16 protein-coding genes and 1 pseudogene are annotated in these 18117 nt (G+C 64.5%); 10 read left to right on the top strand and 7 right to left on the bottom strand.

The features are described 5' to 3' along the window. Window positions 1–6 precede the first annotated feature (6 nt). The 5 genes from cysW to IVA82_RS44930 all read left to right on the top strand — a co-directional run bounded on the left by cysW (window position 7) and on the right by IVA82_RS44930 (window position 4587). Window positions 7–918, top strand: coding sequence for a sulfate ABC transporter permease subunit CysW (gene cysW, locus IVA82_RS44950; protein ID WP_247388113.1), 912 nt, complete (start codon window positions 7–9; stop codon window positions 916–918). After that, window positions 908–1942 (top strand): sulfate ABC transporter ATP-binding protein, encoded by a 1035-nt coding sequence (locus IVA82_RS44945; RefSeq protein ID WP_247388112.1) that lies wholly within the window; start codon window positions 908–910, stop codon window positions 1940–1942. Before cysW ends, IVA82_RS44945 begins: the two co-directional genes overlap by 11 nt. A gap of 93 nt (window positions 1943–2035) precedes the next feature. Then, on the top strand, window positions 2036–2539 hold the full coding sequence (locus IVA82_RS44940) for a CAP domain-containing protein (protein WP_247388111.1): 504 nt from the start codon (window positions 2036–2038) through the stop codon (window positions 2537–2539). 78 nt (window positions 2540–2617) lie between these two features. Further along, window positions 2618–3796: a patatin-like phospholipase family protein gene (locus IVA82_RS44935; protein WP_247388110.1), complete on the top strand. Its 1179-nt coding sequence runs from the start codon at window positions 2618–2620 to the stop codon at window positions 3794–3796. A 2-nt stretch (window positions 3797–3798) separates the two neighbouring features. Next, complete coding sequence (locus IVA82_RS44930; RefSeq protein ID WP_247388109.1) at window positions 3799–4587, top strand: 3-hydroxybutyrate dehydrogenase; 789 nt, start codon at window positions 3799–3801, stop codon at window positions 4585–4587. Between the two features lie 176 nt (window positions 4588–4763). Here IVA82_RS44930 and IVA82_RS44925 read toward each other — a convergent pair whose 3' ends face one another. The 3 genes from IVA82_RS44925 to IVA82_RS44915 all read right to left on the bottom strand — a co-directional run bounded on the left by IVA82_RS44925 (window position 4764) and on the right by IVA82_RS44915 (window position 8291). After that, entirely contained in the window at window positions 4764–5585 is an 822-nt protein-coding gene (locus IVA82_RS44925) for a sulfite exporter TauE/SafE family protein (protein ID WP_247388107.1), read from the bottom strand. Window positions 5586–5794: 209 nt separating this feature from the next. Next, the gene (locus IVA82_RS44920) at window positions 5795–7153 is read right to left on the bottom strand and encodes an oligosaccharide flippase family protein (protein ID WP_247388175.1); all 1359 of its coding nucleotides are present in this window, start codon (window positions 7151–7153) and stop codon (window positions 5795–5797) included. A gap of 298 nt (window positions 7154–7451) precedes the next feature. Beyond that, window positions 7452–8291: a protein-disulfide reductase DsbD domain-containing protein gene (locus tag IVA82_RS44915; RefSeq protein ID WP_247388106.1), complete on the bottom strand. Its 840-nt coding sequence runs from the start codon at window positions 8289–8291 to the stop codon at window positions 7452–7454. Between the two features lie 142 nt (window positions 8292–8433). On the opposite strand from IVA82_RS44915, the gene IVA82_RS44910 reads away from it, so the two are divergent. Beyond that, window positions 8434–9078 (top strand): YqgE/AlgH family protein, encoded by a 645-nt coding sequence (locus IVA82_RS44910; RefSeq protein WP_148739013.1) that lies wholly within the window; start codon window positions 8434–8436, stop codon window positions 9076–9078. 202 nt (window positions 9079–9280) lie between these two features. Here IVA82_RS44910 and IVA82_RS44905 read toward each other — a convergent pair. Continuing rightward, a pseudogene (locus IVA82_RS44905) lies at window positions 9281–10164 on the bottom strand (TauD/TfdA family dioxygenase). 228 nt (window positions 10165–10392) lie between these two features. Between IVA82_RS44905 and IVA82_RS44900 the strand changes: the two are divergent. Both IVA82_RS44900 and IVA82_RS44895 read left to right on the top strand, forming a co-directional pair. After that, on the top strand, window positions 10393–11130 hold the full coding sequence (locus tag IVA82_RS44900; protein ID WP_247388105.1) for an SDR family oxidoreductase: 738 nt from the start codon (window positions 10393–10395) through the stop codon (window positions 11128–11130). A 64-nt stretch (window positions 11131–11194) separates the two neighbouring features. Then, window positions 11195–11569: a CsbD family protein gene (locus IVA82_RS44895; protein WP_247388104.1), complete on the top strand. Its 375-nt coding sequence runs from the start codon at window positions 11195–11197 to the stop codon at window positions 11567–11569. Between the two features lie 58 nt (window positions 11570–11627). Here the strand turns inward: IVA82_RS44895 and IVA82_RS44890 are convergent, their stop codons facing one another. Beyond that, on the bottom strand, window positions 11628–13325 hold the full coding sequence (locus tag IVA82_RS44890) for an SGNH family hydrolase (protein WP_247388102.1): 1698 nt from the start codon (window positions 13323–13325) through the stop codon (window positions 11628–11630). Between the two features lie 181 nt (window positions 13326–13506). Further along, window positions 13507–14886: a lytic murein transglycosylase gene (locus IVA82_RS44885; protein WP_247388101.1), complete on the bottom strand. Its 1380-nt coding sequence runs from the start codon at window positions 14884–14886 to the stop codon at window positions 13507–13509. Between the two features lie 200 nt (window positions 14887–15086). On the opposite strand from IVA82_RS44885, the gene IVA82_RS44880 reads away from it, so the two are divergent. Then, window positions 15087–15962: a UTP--glucose-1-phosphate uridylyltransferase gene (locus tag IVA82_RS44880; RefSeq protein ID WP_247388099.1), complete on the top strand. Its 876-nt coding sequence runs from the start codon at window positions 15087–15089 to the stop codon at window positions 15960–15962. 123 nt (window positions 15963–16085) lie between these two features. Here the strand turns inward: IVA82_RS44880 and IVA82_RS44875 are convergent, their stop codons facing one another. Further along, the gene (locus IVA82_RS44875) at window positions 16086–17582 is read right to left on the bottom strand and encodes a diguanylate cyclase (RefSeq protein ID WP_247388098.1); all 1497 of its coding nucleotides are present in this window, start codon (window positions 17580–17582) and stop codon (window positions 16086–16088) included. A 139-nt stretch (window positions 17583–17721) separates the two neighbouring features. Here IVA82_RS44875 and IVA82_RS44870 point away from each other — a divergent pair, with 139 nt between their 5' ends. Next, window positions 17722–17991: a hypothetical protein gene (locus IVA82_RS44870; RefSeq protein WP_187435799.1), complete on the top strand. Its 270-nt coding sequence runs from the start codon at window positions 17722–17724 to the stop codon at window positions 17989–17991. The last annotated feature ends 126 nt before the right edge of the window (window positions 17992–18117 follow it).

Raw genomic sequence — 18117 nt, 5'->3', positions numbered from 1 at the left:
GATGCGATGACGATGCAGCTTGCAGATTCCGTTTCGCTTTCGCCGTCGGAGGCCAAGGCGCGCGCACATGCGGCGGCTGCGCGCGACAACCTCCGCACCGAGCCGAGGGCGGTGCGCATCGTCATCATCACGCTGGCAGTGTCTTTCCTTTCCGTCTTCGTCGTGCTGCCGCTGGTGGTCGTGTTCGCGCAGGCGTTCTCGAGAGGAGTCCTGGTCTATCTCGCCGCGCTCGCTGAGCCGGAGGCGCTGTCCGCGATCAAGCTGACGCTGCTGGTGGCGGCGATCTCGGTCGGCCTCAATCTCGTGTTCGGTCTGGTCGCAGCCTGGGCCATCGCCAAGTTCGACTTCAAGGGCAAGACATTCCTGATCACGCTGATCGACCTGCCGTTCTCGGTGAGCCCGGTGATCTCGGGCCTCGTCTTCGTGCTGCTGTTCGGCGCGCAGGGCTATTTCGGCGGCTGGCTGCGCGATCACGACATCCAGGTCCTGTTCGCGGTGCCTGGTATTGCCTTGGCCACCACCTTCGTGACCTTCCCCTTCGTGGCGCGGGCACTGATCCCGCTGATGCAGGAGCAGGGCACGCAGGAAGAGGAGGCCGCGATCTCACTCGGCGCCTCCGGCCTTCAGACCTTCTTCCGCGTCACGCTGCCGAACATCAAATGGGGCGTGCTCTACGGCGTGCTGCTCTGCAATGCCCGTGCGATGGGCGAGTTCGGCGCGGTCTCCGTCGTCTCTGGCCACATCCGCGGCGAGACCAACACCATGCCGCTGCTGGTCGAGATCCTCTACAACGAATACCAATTCGTCGCCGCGTTCGCGATCGCCTCGCTGCTGGCGATGCTGGCGCTGGTCACGCTGATTGCAAAGACCATTCTCGAACGTCATCTCGACGAAGGACACGATGCCCGTGACCATTGAAGTCAGGAATCTCGTCAAGAAATTCGGCAGCTTTGCAGCCCTCGACGGCGTCGACCTCAAGGTCGACAACGGCGAATTGCTGGCGCTGCTCGGGCCGTCCGGCTCCGGCAAGACAACCTTGCTGCGGATCATCGCCGGCCTCGACTGGCCCGACTCCGGTGAAGTGTCGTTCAATGGCGAGGACGCGCTGGCGCAGGGCGCGCGCGAACGCCACGTCGGCTTCGTGTTCCAGCACTACGCCTTGTTCCGCCACATGACGGTGTTCGAGAACGTCGCCTTCGGCCTGCGCGTGCAGCCGCGCGCGGTCCGGAAGGACGAGGCGGCGATCCGCGCGCGCGTCAAGGAGCTGCTCGATCTCGTGCAGCTCGATTGGCTGGCGGACCGCTATCCGAGCCAGCTCTCCGGCGGCCAGCGCCAGCGCATCGCGCTGGCCCGTGCGCTCGCGATCGAGCCGCGCATCCTGCTGCTCGACGAGCCGTTTGGCGCGCTCGATGCCAAGGTGCGCAAGGAGCTGCGCAAGTGGCTGCGCTCGCTGCATCACGAGATCAACGTCACCTCTATCTTCGTCACCCACGATCAGGAAGAGGCGCTGGAAGTCGCCAACCGCGTCGTGGTGATGGACAAGGGCAGGATCGAGCAGATCGGTTCGCCCGACGATGTCTATGAAAGCCCGGCCACCGCCTTCGTCCATGGCTTCATCGGCGAATCCATCGAGCTTCCCGTTCGGATTGCCGACGGCGTGGTCCGGCTCGGCGACCGGCCGCTTGCCCTTGCGGCAGATGGGCTTGCGCCTGGCGCGTCAAGACTGTTCGTGCGGCGACACGACATGCTGGTCGGCCCGCCCGGAAGCGGCGCCTTCGAGGGCGCCGTGCAGCACGTCCGGAATTTTGGGCCCGTGCAACGCGCTGAGGTCGCACTATCGGGCGGTGAAACCATCGAGATCGACGCCCCCCGCGACAAGGAACTGCGCGCCGGCGACGCGATTGGTCTCGAGCCCCGCCGCTACCGGATCTTTGCAGGCTAGGTGTCCCGGCCGAAGGTTCAAATTTTCCGCAAAATTCACCTTTCAGCCACGGTTGATATGCAACAACGGCCCCTCATCTGGGGGCTCTGATTCATGCGCGCTGCGGCCGCAATACTCATCACTTTGCTGCTCGCCGGCTGTGCCGGCAACGAAGTGCCGGTTCAGCAGCCGTCGATGTATGCCGACATGGCTGTTCCGGGCGCAAAGCTCGATGCGCAGGCGGCCGCGGTGATGATCTCCCAATACCGCCAGAACAATGGCCTCGGCACCGTCGTCATCGATCCCGAGCTGATGCGGCTTGCGGACTCCCAGTCCCAGGCCATGGCGGCTGCCAACAAGATGGACCATGACGTCCGCGCGCCCCTGGCTAAGCGGCTAGCCACTGGCGGTTATCCGGCGGCGGTGGCCGTCGAGAACGTCTCGGCCGGCTATCATACGCTGGCGGAAGCGTTTTCCGGCTGGCGCGACTCGCCTCCGCACCGGGCCAACATGCTCAAGAGCGGTGTCACAAAATTGGGCATCGCGGCGGGCTATGCTCCAGGCACCAAGTACAAGGTGTTCTGGACCATGATCCTGGCAGCGACCGACCCTCGATAAGCCAGACTTGATCCCGGGATGCATTGACGCCGCGGCGATCTGTCGCCACGGTCGCTCGCCATCTGCTATTGTTCCCGCATGACCGATCACACCAGTCCGCAATCCACCAGTGTCCCCGCGAATGCGCAACGCGTCCTGGTTCTCCAGGGCGGCGGTGCGCTCGGCTCCTATCAGGCTGGTGCCTATCAGGCCCTGTGCGGTTACGGCTTCGAGCCGGAGTGGGTCGCCGGCATCTCGATCGGCGCAGTCAACGCTGCCATCATCGCCGGCAATGAGGGCCACATCCGCGTCAAGCGGCTCAAGGAATTCTGGGAGATGGTCTCGGCGCCGGTACCGTGGAAGCCGATCGGCAAGAGCGACCACAGCCGCGAGCTGTTCAATTCGACTAGCGCCGCGCTGATCGCCACCTTCGGTGTGCCCGGCTTCTTCACGCCGCGTCTCCCGCCTGCGCCGCTCTGGCCCCCTGGCAGTCCGCAGGCGCAGAGTTACTACGACACCGCGCCGCTGAAGAAGACGCTGGAGCGGCTGGTCGATTTCGACCGCATCAACGACTTGAAGACGCGCCTGTCGGTTGGCGCCGTCGGCGTCACCTCGGGCAATTTCAAATATTTCGACAACCACGAGTTCAAGAAGCTCGGCAAGAAGATCGGCCCCGAGCACATCATGGCCTCCGGCGCGCTGCCGCCGGGCTTTCCATCCGTCGTCATCGACGGCGAGCACTACTGGGACGGCGGCATCGCCTCCAACACGCCGCTCGACTATGTGCTCGACGCCGAGCTCCAGCGCGACATGCTGATCTTCCAGGTCGACCTGTTCAGCGCGCGCGGCGACTTGCCGGCGTCGCTGCTCGACGCCACCGAGCGCGAGAAAGACATCCGCTTCTCCAGCCGCACGCGGATGAACACCGACAAGAACAAGCAGCTGCACAATGCCCGCAGGGCGGTGCGCGACCTGATCGGCAAGTTGCCGGACTATCTGAAGAACGACCCCTCCGTCGAATTCCTCGCCAAGGCGTCGCGTGAAAGCACTGTCACGGTGGTGCATCTCATCTATCGCAGCAAGAACTACGAATCCTCGTCCAAGGATTACGACTTCTCGCATGTCGCCATGGTCGAGCATTGGGAAAGCGGTGTGCGCGACGTGCATCTGTCGATGCGCCACAAGGACTGGCTCGACAAGCCGCAGTCCGGCGAGACCATGGTGACCTACGATCTCACGGGGGACGTCACTGCGCCCCCGGTAAAAAGGAGCGAATGAATATGGGTAGTCTGTCAGGCAAGAACGCCGTCGTGACCGGTTCGACCAGCGGCATCGGCCTCGCCTATGCGCGCGCCTTCGCCGCTGCCGGGGCCAATGTCGTTATCAACGGCTTCGGCTCGCCCGAGGACATCGAGAAGGAGCGCGCCAAGATCGAGTCCGATTTCGGCGTCAAGGCGGTCTACTCGCCGGCCGACATGACCAAGCCGGCGGAAATCGCCGGGATGATCGCGCTCGGCGAAAAGACCTTCGGCTCGGTCGACATCCTCGTCAACAATGCCGGCATCCAGTTCGTCTCCCCGATCGAGGAGTTTCCGCCGGAGAAGTGGGACCAGATCATCGCGATCAACCTGTCCTCGGCCTTTCATGCCATCCGCGCCGCCGTCCCTGGCATGAAGAAGAAGGGCTGGGGCCGCATCATCAACACGGCATCGGCGCACTCGCTGGTCGCCTCGCCGTTCAAGTCGGCCTACGTGTCGGCCAAGCATGGCATTGCCGGGCTGACCAAGACCGTGGCGCTGGAGGTCGCGACCAGCAAGATCACCTGCAACTGCATCAGCCCCGGCTATGTCTGGACGCCGCTGGTCGAGAAGCAGATTCCCGACACCATGAAGGCCCGCAACCTCACGCGTGAGCAGGTCATCAACGACGTGCTGCTCGACGCACAGCCGACCAAGGAGTTCGTCACCTCCGAGCAGGTCGCGGCGCTGGCGCTGTTCCTGTGCAGCGACGATGCCGCGCAGATCACCGGCACCAACCTCTCGATCGACGGCGGCTGGACCGCGGAGTAGGGCGGCGCTATTTCAACTGGCTCTTTGTCATGCCCCGCGCAGGCGGGGCATCCAGTACGCCGCGGCCTATCGATTCAACCACAGCCGTCTCGGAGTACTGGATCGCCCGGCCAAGCCGGGCGATGACAGCGAGAATGGAGCGCCGTTTTTCCGTTCCTACCCTGCCCCTTTTCCCCTCAATGCGTCCCCAGAGCCGTCACGATCGCGGATGACAAGTTCAATTCCGTGAACATGATCTTGCCGGCGACCACGAAGAGGACGCTGGCGAGCGTCAGGCGCAGCACCGTTTCGGGGACGCGCGTGGCGCTGTAGCTGCCGATGATGATGCCTGGCAGCGAGCCCAGCAGCAGAACGCCCATCAGAGCCCAATCCACGTCGCCGAGCGCCCAGTGTCCAATCCCGGCGACCAGCGTCAGCGGCACGGCGTGCGCGATGTCGGAGCCGACGATGGTCGCCATCGGCAGGCGCGGGTAGAGCAGCAGCAGCACGGTCACGCCGACAGCGCCGGCACCGACGGAAGAAATCGAAACCAGCACGCCGAGCACGATACCGGTGACGACGGTTGCGATGGCGGTGCTGCGCTCGTCGATCTGCTCGAGGCGCCGACGATAGCGTTCCATGATCGACTTGCGGAAGATCAGCGAGGTGGCGGTGAGCAGCAGAGCGAAGCAGAGCACGAGGTTAACGAGATTGCGCTCGGAATCACTTTTGAGATCGAGCTTCCAGAGCACGAACAGCGTCAAGGCGCTCGCGGGGATACTGCCACAGGCGAGCCGCAGCACCGCCGGCCAGTGCACGTTGCGCGACCAGCCATGCACCACACTGCCGCCCGTCTTGGTGGCGGCCGCATAGAGCAGGTCAGTGCCGACCGCGGTAGCGGGGTGGACGCCGAACAGCAGGATCAGGAGCGGCGTCATCAACGATCCGCCACCCACGCCGGTCATCCCGACAAGGAGGCCGACGCCGAATCCGGAGGCGACGTAGAGCGGATCGATCATGTCTGGGGAATCTTAGGTTTATCTCGTCAGCGGGGCAATACGACGTAGAATAAACTTTCCCTGGTAGGCAACTGCTTCGACGGAATAAGAGAAATCCTGCCTATATCGGCTAATTGGCAGACGATTTGCCCTATTCGCCAGCTTCCGGCGGAACGTATCTTCCGTGGGGGACGGCAAGGGGCGGCAAGGGATAGGACGGAGAGGCCCGGCTACCTTCCAAACGCCAGCACGTGCAGGCCCAGCCGCTGCCGCACGATCCAGAACAGCAGCACCGTCTCGAAGCTGAGCGAGATCGAAGTCGCGGCTGCGGCGCCATGGCCGCCGAAGCGCGGCACCAGCGCGATGCAGAGCAGCAGATTCATCACGAATGCCAGCCCGTAGGCCAGGGCGCAGATCCTCTGCTCACCTAACATGTTGAGCAGGCGCTCGACCGGGCCGATCGCAGCGCGCACCACCAGCCCGATCGCGGCGACGAACATGATGTCGTAGCCGACCGTGAATTGCGGCCCGAACAGCCGGAGCAGCGGCTTGCCGAGCGCGAGCAGCACCAGGGTTGCGGCCAGCGACGGCCAGAACGTCCAGTTGATGGCGTGCGCCACATAGGCCGACAGCCGCGCCTTGTCGCCAGCTGCGTTGTATTCGGCGAAGCGGTGCGCGGTCGTTGCCGACATCGCGTAGTGGATGAAGGAGACCAGCGCCAGCGTCTTGACCACGGCGAAGTAGACGCCGACCTCGCCGGAGGGGCGAAACTGCTGAAGCACCAGCACGTCGGTGTAGGACAACAGTAGGTAGAAGCTCTCGACCAGCAGGATTGGCAGCGAGACGGCGAGCCAGCCCCTGACGTCATAGGTCCTGGGACCTGGCTCGATGTGGCCGGCGAGCCTGCGGTTCAGCACGACCATCTGTCCGGTCATCGCGATCCACACTGCGCCGGCGCTCGCGACCATCGCGGCGACCGCACCGAGATGGTAGCCGAGCAGGAATGCGCCGGCCGTGATGCCGATGATCAGCGCCTGGCGGATGATGAATTGCGGCATCAATCCGAGCTGCATCCAGTCGTGCGAGCGCGCGATGCCGTCCTGGGTGTTGGCGACGACGAAGGCAGGCAGCGTCATGCAGCCGATATAGAGCGGCAGCTCTTCGGCGGGATCGATCCATGGCGCGAGCAGTTTGACGAGGCCGGCGAGCCCCAGCGACACCAGCAAGGACGCGGCAAAGGTCAGCCAACGGCTGCCGGAAAGAAAGCCGCGCAGCAGCGCATGCTCGCCCGCGATGCGGTAGTCCGGAATGATCTTTTGCGCGGAGGCCGAAATGCCAAAATCCATCATGCTGCCGAGCAGCAGCACCCAGGTCCAGACATAGACGTAGACGCCGTAGTCGGAGGTGCCCATCCAGCGCGCGAGCAGAACTTGCGAGACATAAGCAAGGCCTGCGCTGATCACACGGATGATGAAGATGGTGCCGGCCAGCCGCCGCGTCAGCGACGCTTCGCTGGACCCGCCCGTCAATTTTCCGCGCAGCCGCGCGATGAGCCCGGCCTGTGTGGTCGTTGCGGGTTCTGCATCCATCACGGCCACGTCGAAAATCCCCAAGGCGTCCCGCATGCAGCGGCAACCTTCGGAACTAGCAACCATTCGTTAAGATTCGGTTGGGCGGGCGTCCCATCCGCGGTGTCGTCTCGGACAAGCGTAGCTCCTGGCAACGCGTAGCGTTGTCCGCAGCAGAGCGCAGATCCGGGACCCATACCCCCAGGGAGCAATGATTGCGCGAGCTCGCAACCACGAGTCTTCGCCAAACCACTTCCTGTGGCTGGGTCCCGCATCTGCGCGCGCTTGAGGCGCGCTTGTCCGGGACGACAGCTCGGGATCACTCCAAATTCGTATTGAACTCGTACGACTTTTCTGGCCCGACCAGCGTGAACTTCAGCGCGGCGCCGTCAGGCTTAGCGCCCGGCGGCAGTCCATCGAGCTCGAAGGTGAAGCGCTTGACGCCGGGCGGGCTGTGCTCGTCCAGCGTGGGGATCGGCAGCGACCAGTCGAGCGTCGGTCCTTCCACGAACAGATTGACATTGCGGCTATCCGGAGCGACCACGTCGACCACCACCTTTTTGGCGCCGTCGCGCTTGACGTCACGGATGGTCAGCGGATTGGGATCGCCGATATTGGCGGGCTTGGGCACGGTATCGAGCGCTGCACGCAGATTGGCGTCCTCGGTCGAAGCGACGCTGTTGAAGCCAAGCTCGACGCTGGCCTCGACGGGAATGCAGAGTTTTTCGCACACCGCGTAGTTGATCTCGGCGCGCAATGTCACCGGCTTGTCGGCCGCCTTGGCGACGATGCGCAGCGGCAGCACGATCTGGTTGTGATAGCCGATGGAGTGACCGCCTGCGCCGTCGTCGAATTTCAGCGGCGCCGGCCACATCACTGTCACCGCCTCGACATTGTCCGACTTCGAGAAGTCGAACCGCGGCGGAACGCCGGAATCGCCGGGCGTGCGCCAGTAGGTCTTCCATCCCGGCTGGAGCTGGAAGGCGATGCCGCCGAGCAGGACCGCGCCGCTGCGCGAGCCCGCCAGCAACCGCACTGCGGAATGACCGTCGCGTTGCCAGGGCGAAGCGTCGCCGGCCCGGGCGGTCATCGCCAGCGACGTTGCGAGCAGGGTTGTTGCGACGCCAATCGCCGCACGCATGGGAACTATGGAGAACATGGCACGTCTTTACAGGGGCGCCCCAGGGCAAACCATTGAATTGCTTGTGATGGATGCACTTGAATCAGCTCCCTGCAAGCCTTGATTTGACAGCGGCGGAGCCCGACATCAGGATGGGAATTGAAACCGGAGTGCTTCAGCGATGGCTCCCGCAGGTAAAAGGACTGGCGACAGCACCCGGAGCAGGGGCTCCACGCCGCCGAATTCCGCCGGGTATCTCGACGGCCGGCTTCTGATCGCGATGCCGGTGATGGGTGATGCCCGTTTCGAGCGTTCGGTGATCTATCTCTGCGCCCATTCGGCTGAAGGCGCGATGGGCATCATCGTCAACCACCCGGCCGGCAGCATCGATTTTCCCGAGCTCCTGATGCAGCTCGGTATCATCAAGAAGGGCGAGCACATCAAGCTACCGGAGAACGCCGAAAGCATGAAGGTGCTGCGCGGCGGTCCGGTCGATACGGGGCGCGGCTTCGTGCTGCACTCCAGCGACTTCTACATCGAGAATGCAACGCTCAGGATCGACGACGGCGTCTGCCTCACCGCGACCGTCGACATCTTGCGGGCCATCGCCAAGGGCTCCGGCCCGAAGCACGCCATCCTTGCGCTCGGCTATGCCGGCTGGGCGCCGGGCCAGCTCGAGACCGAGATCCAGAGCAATGGCTGGCTGCATTGCGACGCGGATGCGGATCTGATCTTCGGCGACGACGTCGACGACAAATATGCCCGCGCCCTGCACAAGATCGGCATCGATCCCGGCATGCTCTCCAACGAGGCGGGGCACGCGTAGCTTGTTCTGTCGTCCTGGCGAAAGCCAGGACCCATTACCCCAGGGAGCAGTTGTTGAGGCAGGCTGGTGACCACCAGCCGTCGCCAAACTGTGTCCTGTGGTAATGGGTTCCGGATCGGCGCTCGCTTCGCTCGCTGGTCCAGGACGACGTGAGAAATTAAAGCCACCGCGCATTTGCCGGCTTCGCCGACGACAGCCGTGCCTACTCCGCCGCCTGCTGCTGCACCGTCGGCTCCGTTCCCGCCACCGTGGCGCGGCGCATGTCGCGGGGCTGCGACTGGTCGTAGCGGCGGACGCGGTGCATGGTCTGGCGGTTGTCCCACATCACGAGATCATGCAGCTTCCATTTGTGGGCGTGGACGAACTCGGCTTGCGTCGCGTGCTCGTTGAGGTCGCGCAGCAGCAGCCGGCCCTCCGGCACGCTCATGCCGACGGCCTTGCCGGCATGCGATGAGAGATACAGCGACTTGCGGCGATGCACGGGGTGGGTGCGCACCAGGCGTTGCAGCACCGGCTTGAACATCTCCTTTTCGTCGTCGGTATACTCCGTGAAGCCGAGCGAGCCGCGCGAATACATCAGCGAATGCTCGCAGACGAGGTCCTCGATTTCCGTCTTGGTCTCCTCGTCCAGCGCGTCATAGGCCGCGCGCATGTCGGCGAACTCGGTGTTGCCGCCCTTGGGGTTCACCACGCGCGCCGACAGCAGCGAGAATTTTGCCGGGATCGAAACGAGCTGTCGGAGTGCCACAGGCAATTGCCGAGATTGAACAGATGCGCGCGGCTGTCCTTGGCCAGCGGCTTGCCGTCCTTGCCGAGGTTGGAAACGTCGTTGAGGCCGGTATTGAGCCGGTAGTCCTTTTCCTTGGTCACGGTGCCGCCGCGCGCGTCCTCGCGCTGGCCGAAATTGAACGCGAAGGCCATCTGCTGATCGTCGGTGATGTCCTGGTCGTGGAACACGAGCACCGCATATCTGTCCATGGCGGCCTCGACCTCGTGCGCTTCGCTCTCGGTGAGAGGCTTGCGCAGGTCGAGGCCGGAAACCTCGCCGACAAAATATTTCTGAAGCTGCCGGATGGCGATCGTCATGGCGTTTCTCCGCGAACCGCGAGCGGTTGGCCCGCTCTGCTGGTAAAAAAGCTACTCCCGCGCGCGGCCGTGTCAACGCCCCGACGGCATGCCTCTCACGCGTTGCGCGCCGTCAGGCCGCCGTCGACGGGGATCATCGCACCGGCAAGGAACGACGCTGCCGGCGATTGACAAGGCTGGCCTCGATACGCAGAGAGGTCAAACAAGCAAAATCAAAAGGAGACCGCGATGGCGAACGAGCTCGATTTCTCAGGCAAGCAGGTGCTGGTGGTCGGCGGTTCCAGCGGCATCGGCAACGGCATCGCGCAGGCCTTTCGGACCAGGGGCGCGCAAGTTGCTGTTTGCGGTACGCGCGCTCACGCCAAGGAATATTCTCAGCAAGAAGGGTCTGACCTCACAGGTCTCGCTTATGCGCAGCTCGACGTCAGCAACGCCGGTGCGATCGAAGCGTTCGAGCCGTCCTTCGACCGGCTCGACGTGCTCGTGCTCGCGCAAGGCGCGGTGCTGTACCGGCGCGGCGAATTCGAGATGAGCGGTTTCCGCAAGGTGGTCGAGGTCAATCTGATGAGCCTGATGGCCTGCGCGACGCGGTTTCATTCCATGCTGCGGGATGCAAAGGGCGCGCTGATCATGGTGTCCTCGACCGCCGCCTATCGTTCCACCATGGGCAATCCCGCCTACAACGCATCGAAGACCGGTGCGGTCGGATTGACGCGGACATTGGGTGAGGCCTGGTCCGAGGACGGCATCCGCGTCAACGGCATCGCGCCCGGCCTCGTCGACACCAAGATGACGAAGGTGACGACCGACAATCCCAAGCGGCTCGAAGACGCGCTGTCGCGCATTCCGCTGCGACGATTGGGCACGCCGGCCGACATGGCGGGCGCGGCGCTGTTCCTGGCGTCGCCGCTGTCCTCCTACATCATCGGCCAGACCCTCGTCGTCGATGGCGGGCTCATTCTGTAGGCAAATGCAAGGAACCGCGTTGCTTTTGATCGGTTACTTCGGCTGATTACCGAGGAGGATTATCATGGACGCGGATCGGATCATCGGATCAGCAAAGGAAATGGCGGGCGGCGTGGAAGGCACCGTGGGCGAGATGGCGGGAGATGCGAAGACGCAGGCGTCAGGCAAGGCGCGCGAGGCCGCCGGCACCGTGCAGAACCTGTACGGTCAGGCGAAAGATGCGGCGCGCGATGCCACGGACACCGCCGCGAGCTACGCCAAAGACGCCTATGAAGCAGGCCAGGACACGTTCCGCGACGGCACGCAAACGATCGCGCAGAAGGTGCAGAATAACCCGCTCGGCGCGCTGCTGGTCGCCGGCGGCATCGGCTTCGCACTTGCCCTGCTGATGTCACGCCCCGCCCGTCGCCCGCCGCCGCGCTGGCGCTATTACGGCTGAGGCCAGGCACGTCATTCCGGGGCGCGCCTCCGAATGACATCTCAAGACGGAGAGGCGACTACCGGAACACTTCCGCCGCCCGCCCGACGTTGCCCGGCGGACGCGGGATCGCGGGGTTGGGATTCGGATTGCGCGGCGGTGCCAATTGACGTGGCGGCGGAGAGCCGAAGCCGAAGCCGAAGAAATCACGCATTGACGGGGTTGCCTGCGCCGGCTGCTGCTGCACCGGCGGCTTCTTCGGCGCAGGTTTTGGCGGCGTGATCGCTGCGGCCGCACCCGGCGCACCGCCGTCAGGTGTTGTCGCGGCCATCGGCGTATCGCCCTTGGCCTGCTCGCGTCCGACTTCGCGGCGCGGCCAGGCATAGTCGTCGGCGCGGCCCGCAGGCGCTGCCAGCGGCTCGCCCTTGACCAGCGTCTTCGCAGCGAGGGCATCGACGGGGGCGGGACGCGAGCCCGGTCCACCCAGCAATTGATCGGTCGAGATCGAGGCCGCAACCAGCGGCACGATCGGGCCGGCCAGCGGCCGCGGCGCGGGCTTGCCCGGCTCGGCGCTGGTGTCGGGCGTCGCCGGCTCGCTCGGCAGCGCGATCGGGCCTGAGCGTCCCGCAAGCAGGCGGGTGATCTCGCGCTCGACATAGTGGGCGAGCTTGCGGGCGCCGGGCTTGGTGAAATAGACGCCGTCATAGCTGCGGAGCTGGCGGATCTGGCCCTCGAAGTCCGGGCCCTTCTGGAGGAAGCGGCCGGCCTCGTCGACAAAGCCGTCCCAGACATCGACATAGGTGATGCCGGCCTTGGCCGCGCCCTCGCGATAGAGCGAATCCAGGAACAGCATGTCGGCCGTGCCCTTGGGTCCGCGGATCGCGGGCAGGCCGACCCAGAGTACCGGCACGCCCTTGCTCTTGAGAACGTTGGTCAGCTCCTCGATCTTCTTGCCGTAGAGTTCGACCCAGCGGTCGTCGCGGAATTCGTAGAGACCGTTCGGGTTGCGCGCGGTCTTCTCGGGCGTTGCGATCGGCGGTGTATCGGCATTGTCGGCGTCATCCTGCGGCAGGTCGGTATCGACCGGCTTGTCGTCCGGCTTCGCAGCGGCGTCGGCGTTGGGCTTGGCGTCGCCTGGCTTTGCGTCACCTTTTCCTTGCGGCTTGGCGCGTGCGCCCTTGTCGTTCTTCTTGTCCTTGTCCGCGGGCTTGTCGGATTTCTCGGGCGCGGCCTCGCGGATCGCGATGCGGTCGTTGAGGCCGAGCATGACGACGATGACGTCCGGTTTTTCGGTCTCGAGAATACCCTTCGCCGCGGCCGCCCAGTCCGAGGGCTCGCCGCGCGGTTGGTACTTGATCAGGCCGGACGTGGTCTTGTGCTTGCGGATCACGCCCATGTCGGGCTGCTCGGTGTAGGCGTCTTCCAGGCCGTAGGCGAGCCAGTCGGCCATGCCGTCGCCGATCACCAGCACGTTCTTGTCGGGAATCGTGTCGCGTTTGCTAGGTGCCGGCGCGCGCGAAAAATCCTGGCGCGGCGCTTGCGGCTGTTGCTGCTGGAACGGCGCAAAGAAATCGCCGCCGAACCATCCGCCGCCGCCTCCGCCGCCCCGTGGTGGTGGCGGGGCCGCGCGCTGCGGCGGGCCGCCGAAGCCGGGGAAGTTGAAAAATTGCGCCGAGGCGGGCCCCGCGACCGACACCAGGATCGCAAGCGCCGTCCCCAGCGCGATCAACGGGCCGGTCTCGGTCAGCGCCTTGAACAGGGACTTATGCTTCGACATGCGATTTCGGGCACGCGCAAGGGGATCGGAACGGGTTCAATATAATAACGGAATCCGGCCGCAAACGGGCAGATTCTCTCGCGGATTTTCTTATGGTCTCTCTAGGCCATACACGGGGATCAGCGGTCCCCGTCAAGGCCGGCGGGCAAAATCCCTGTTCAGGGTTACTTTCGGCGCGATTTTACCGTCCCCGCAGCCGTTCCAGCGCGTCCGAGGAGGCAAATCCGTCCGCCGGCACCCCGATCGAGGCCTGGAAATTGCGCAAGGCCTCGCGGGTCTGGCCGCCGAACTGGCCGTCCGGGGTGCCCTTGTAGAAGCCGCGCTGGGCCAGCAGCTGCTGGAGTTCCAGCCGCTCGGTGCGGGACAATTCCCGTTCCTGGCGCGGCCAGGGCTGCACGAAGGGCTGGCCGCCACGCAGGCGGTCGGCGAAATGGCCGATCGCCAGCGCATAGGCCTCGGCCGGATTGTACTTCATGATAACGCGGTAATTCTGCAGCATCAGGAAGCCCGGTCCCTGCGCGCCGGCGGGCGCCAGCAGATAGGCTTTCTCCGCCGGTTGCGGAAAGGGCTGGTTGGCCGGGCGTTTGAGCCCGAGCTTCTCCCACTGTGCGATCGTCATCGCCTTGGCGCGATCGGCCAGCATGTAATTGAAGCCCTGCGGCACCACGACCTCGTAGCCCCAGGTCTGGCCGCTCTGCCAGCCGTCCTTCTTCAGATTGTTGGCGGTGGATGCGATCAGGTCGGTCGGATTGTCGACCACGTCGCGCCGGCCGTCGCCGTCGCCGTCCACGGCAAAGCGCTTGAACGCGGTCGGCATGAACTGGGTCGGACCGAAGGCGCCGGCCCAGGAGCCGCGCATCTGTTCGGGCCTGAGATCACCGCGGTTGAGGATTTCCAGGCCGGAGAGGAATTCGTCCTTGAAATAGGCCTGGCGGCGGCCGATGCAGGCCAGCGTCGCAGTCGATTGCAGCACGCTGCGATCGCCCATCTGGGTCGAGTAGTTGGATTCGATGCCCCAGATCGAGGCGATGATGGTGCGATCGACGCCGGTGGTCTTTTCAGTGGCGTCGAACTGCGCCTTGTACTTGGCGAGGACCTCGCGGCCCTTGGCGAGGCGGTTGTCGTTCACGAGGATGTCGAGATAGTCCCAGATCGACTTGGTGAACTCCGGCTGCGAATCCATCAGGTCCATGATGCGCAGGTCGGGCGTGAGCCCCGCGGTGAAGCGTTGAAAATTCTCCTGCGTGATGCCGCGCCGTGCGGCATCGGGCCACATCGCAGCGACGCAATTGTTGAAATTGGAAGCGGCTTCGCGGATTGCCGATGCGCTCATCAGCGGATGGCCGGACGCGCCGTCCTCGCCGCTCCAAGGTTGAGCGCCGCCGGGCGCAGGCTGCGAGGGCGCCGGGTTCGCGCCGGAGAAAATACCGTCGAACAGGTTCGACAGGCCGTTCTGCGCCTGGGCGCGCGCGGAGACAGGTAGCAGCAGAGCGGCCGCAACCATCGTTGCGCCGGTCAGAGATCCAGCGCACTTTGCCAGCCCTGCCACTGATTGCATCATGTCCCCACCCGTCCGGCCAAAAATCCGCCTTCAGGAGGCCTTGTTACAGTTGCCAATAGCTTAACAAAGGTGAAATTTGTGGGCCCCCTTTTTTCACTCAAGGGGGCGGGGCCCTACATCCGCCTTTGTTACCGGCTGCAAACCGGGTAGCAAGCCGTCATTGCATCTTCACGCGCGTCTCAAGGTATTCGATCAATCCCATGAAAATCCGCAAAGCCGTATTTCCCGTCGCCGGCCTCGGCACCCGCGTCCTGCCCGCCACCAAGGCGATGCCGAAGGAAATGCTGACCATCGTCGACAAGCCGCTGATCCAGTACGTCTATGACGAGGCCAGGGAAGCCGGCATCGAGCATTTCATCTTCGTCACCGGCCGGAACAAGAATGTCATCGAAGATCATTTCGACCGGATGTTCGAGCTCGACGCCACGCTGGCGGCGCGCGGCAAGAAGACCGAGCAGGACGTTCTGGCGCAGAACCAGCCCGAAGCCGGCGCCGTCAGCTTTACCCGCCAGCAGGCGCCGCTCGGCCTCGGGCACGCGGTCTGGTGCGCGCGCGACATCGTCGGCAATGAGCCGTTCGCGGTTGTGCTGCCGGACGAACTCGTGCTCAATTCGCCCGGCTGCCTGAAGCAGATGATCGAGACCGCGGCCACGCTTGGCGAGAAATCCAATGTCATCGCGGTGGAGGCGGTGCCCGACCATCTCACACATCAGTACGGCATCTGCGGCGTCGGAAAACGCACCGGCAAGATGTTCGAGGTCGATGGCATGGTCGAGAAGCCGGCGAAGGGCACCGCGCCCTCCAACCTGTCGATCACCGGCCGCTACATCCTGCAGCCGGAAATCTTCAAGATCCTTCAGACCCAGGAGCGCGGCGCCGGCGGCGAGATCCAGCTCACCGACGCCATGATCGGTCTCGCCAAATCGCAAAAGTTCTATGGCGTCGAGTTCGAGGGCGAGCGCCACGATTGCGGCTCCAAGCCCGGCTTCCTCCGCGCCAACATCGCCTACGGCCTCAAGCGCCCGGAGCTGCGCGAGGGCCTGATCGCCGAAATGAAGAAGTATCTGGGGCAGTAGGGCGAGGCTGTTTCCCACCGTCATTGCGAGCGAAGCGAAGCAATCCAGGAATGCTTCCGCGGAGAAAGCCTGGATTGCTTCGTCGCAAGAGCTCCTCGCAATGACGGCGTTGGAGTAGCCGCCTCACGCCACCAGCGACAGCTTCGGCAAGCTTGCGACCACGGACTGGTTGCGGCCGCCGGCTTTCGCCGCATAGAGCGCCTTGTCTGCGGCAGCGACCAGGATCGGCCAGTCGATGTCTGCCGTGGGAACGAGACTCGCGATGCCGCAGGAAACGGTCGATGTCGCCTGGTCGTCGGACCAGCCCTGCACCTTGCCGCGGATCGTCTCTGCGATCATGAAAGCGTCGGTGGCCGAGGTGTCCGGCAGCAGCACCGCGAATTCCTCGCCGCCATAGCGCGCGGCGCAGTCGCCGGCGCGGCGCACCGAATCCGAGATGCAGATGGCGATGCCGACCAGCACCTGGTCGCCGGCCTGGTGGCCGAACGTATCGTTGTAAGCCTTGAAGTGATCGGCATCGATCATCAACAGCGCAACGGGTGTCTTCTGACGCATGGCGCGGCGCCATTCGAGGTCGATCACCTGGTCGAACTTGCGGCGGTTGCGCAAGCCGGTGAGGGCGTCCGTCGTCGCCATCTCCTCGAGCTTGCTTTCGGCTTCGGCGCGCCGGCCAATCTCGCGGGCGAGCACCAGGGTCGAGGCCAGCACGAACAGGATGAGTGCCAGCACCACTGCACCGATGCGATAGGCTTCCTTCTGCCACAGCTCGAACACGGCGGCCAGCGGCTTGCCGGCCACGACGAACAGCGGGCCGGAGGCGTTGCTGCGCACGTACAGACGCGGTGTTGTGTCCACCGGCCCGCGGCCCGCATAGGACCCGCCCGCCTGGAGATTGTCCGGCTTCCAGGTCTGGACCGTCGCCAGATTCTTGCCGATGATGTCGAGGTCGAACGGCCGCCGCATCATGATGGTGCGGTCTCGCCTCAGCACCGTGATGGTGTCCGCGGGATCAAGGCTCAGCCGCTCGAACAATTCGTGGAAATAGCTGAAGCGGATCGAGCCGGCGACGACGCCAAGAAAGCCGCCGTCGGTGTCGCTGAGGCGGCGGCTCAGCACGATGGAATAGGCGCCGCGAAACAGCATCGGGCGGCTGATGAACAATCCGGCGCCGGGATTGTCGCGGTGCACCTTGAAGTAATCCTCGTCGCTCCGGTTCTCCGCAAGCGGATCGAGCGTGGAGGCGTCGATGGTCAGCCTGCCGTCGGCATCGAACACCTGGATGGCGCCGAAATGCCTCGCCGTGGTCGCATGATCGAACAGGATGAGATGGCGGATCGGCTTCGAGACCGTGGCGATCTCGGGCAGCAGCATGTTGCTGGCGACCGCCTTCAGGGACAAATCGTAGATCTCGATGTTGCGGCTGATGTCGGACTCGATGGTCGTTGCCAGGTTCTCTAGGGTCTGGCGCGCCAGCGCCTCCTCGCCGCGGCGCATGTCCAGCATGACGTTGACGCAAATGGCGGAAAAGCCGATCACCGTCACCACGGACGAGATGATCAGCAGTTTTGCCGAAATCCGCCATGGCCGGCGGGCCGTGACGTCGCGCCATCCAGACAGCATCGCTCGCTCCCGACATTAGTGGATGCGCCCGAAAGCTTGAGTAGTGTTTAAGCCGGGACGGCGCTGTCGCAATGAGTTAAGAAACGGTTTATGCAGCTCCCGGTTTTGAGCAAACCAGAGCATCGGACGAGGGACGACGGTGAACGACTACGACGCGTTGCGCGACTACCTGATGCGGCAGAAGCAGACGGAATTCGTGCTGAGCTATGAGCAGATCGAGGAGATCATCGGCGCGGCCCTGCCGCGCGCGGCGCATCGTGCCTCGTGGTGGGACAGCCTGCGCAGCCCCGACATCCAGATGCCGCAGCGCGAAGCCTGCCTCGCCGCAGGGTTTGTGGCGACGCGGATGCCGGACGGCCAGAGCGTGCGGTTCACGAAGCGGAAAAGCGACCGGAGACGTCCTGGGTGAGCACTGCTCTTCCCCTCTCCCCTTGTGGCAGGGCTGTCCCGGGAAAATCACACATAGATGAGCTCCAGCTGGTCGAGAGAGAACCTGGGCTTTGGCTTGCTGGGATTGACTGGCGGAGGCTTGTCG

Origin of the sequence: Bradyrhizobium sp. 142, from assembly GCF_023074015.1 — a bacterium.
Classification (GTDB): Bacteria; Pseudomonadota; Alphaproteobacteria; order Rhizobiales; family Xanthobacteraceae; genus Bradyrhizobium.
The sequence above is the reverse complement of the archived record's forward strand: the minus strand, read 5'-3'. Positions and strand labels throughout refer to the sequence as shown.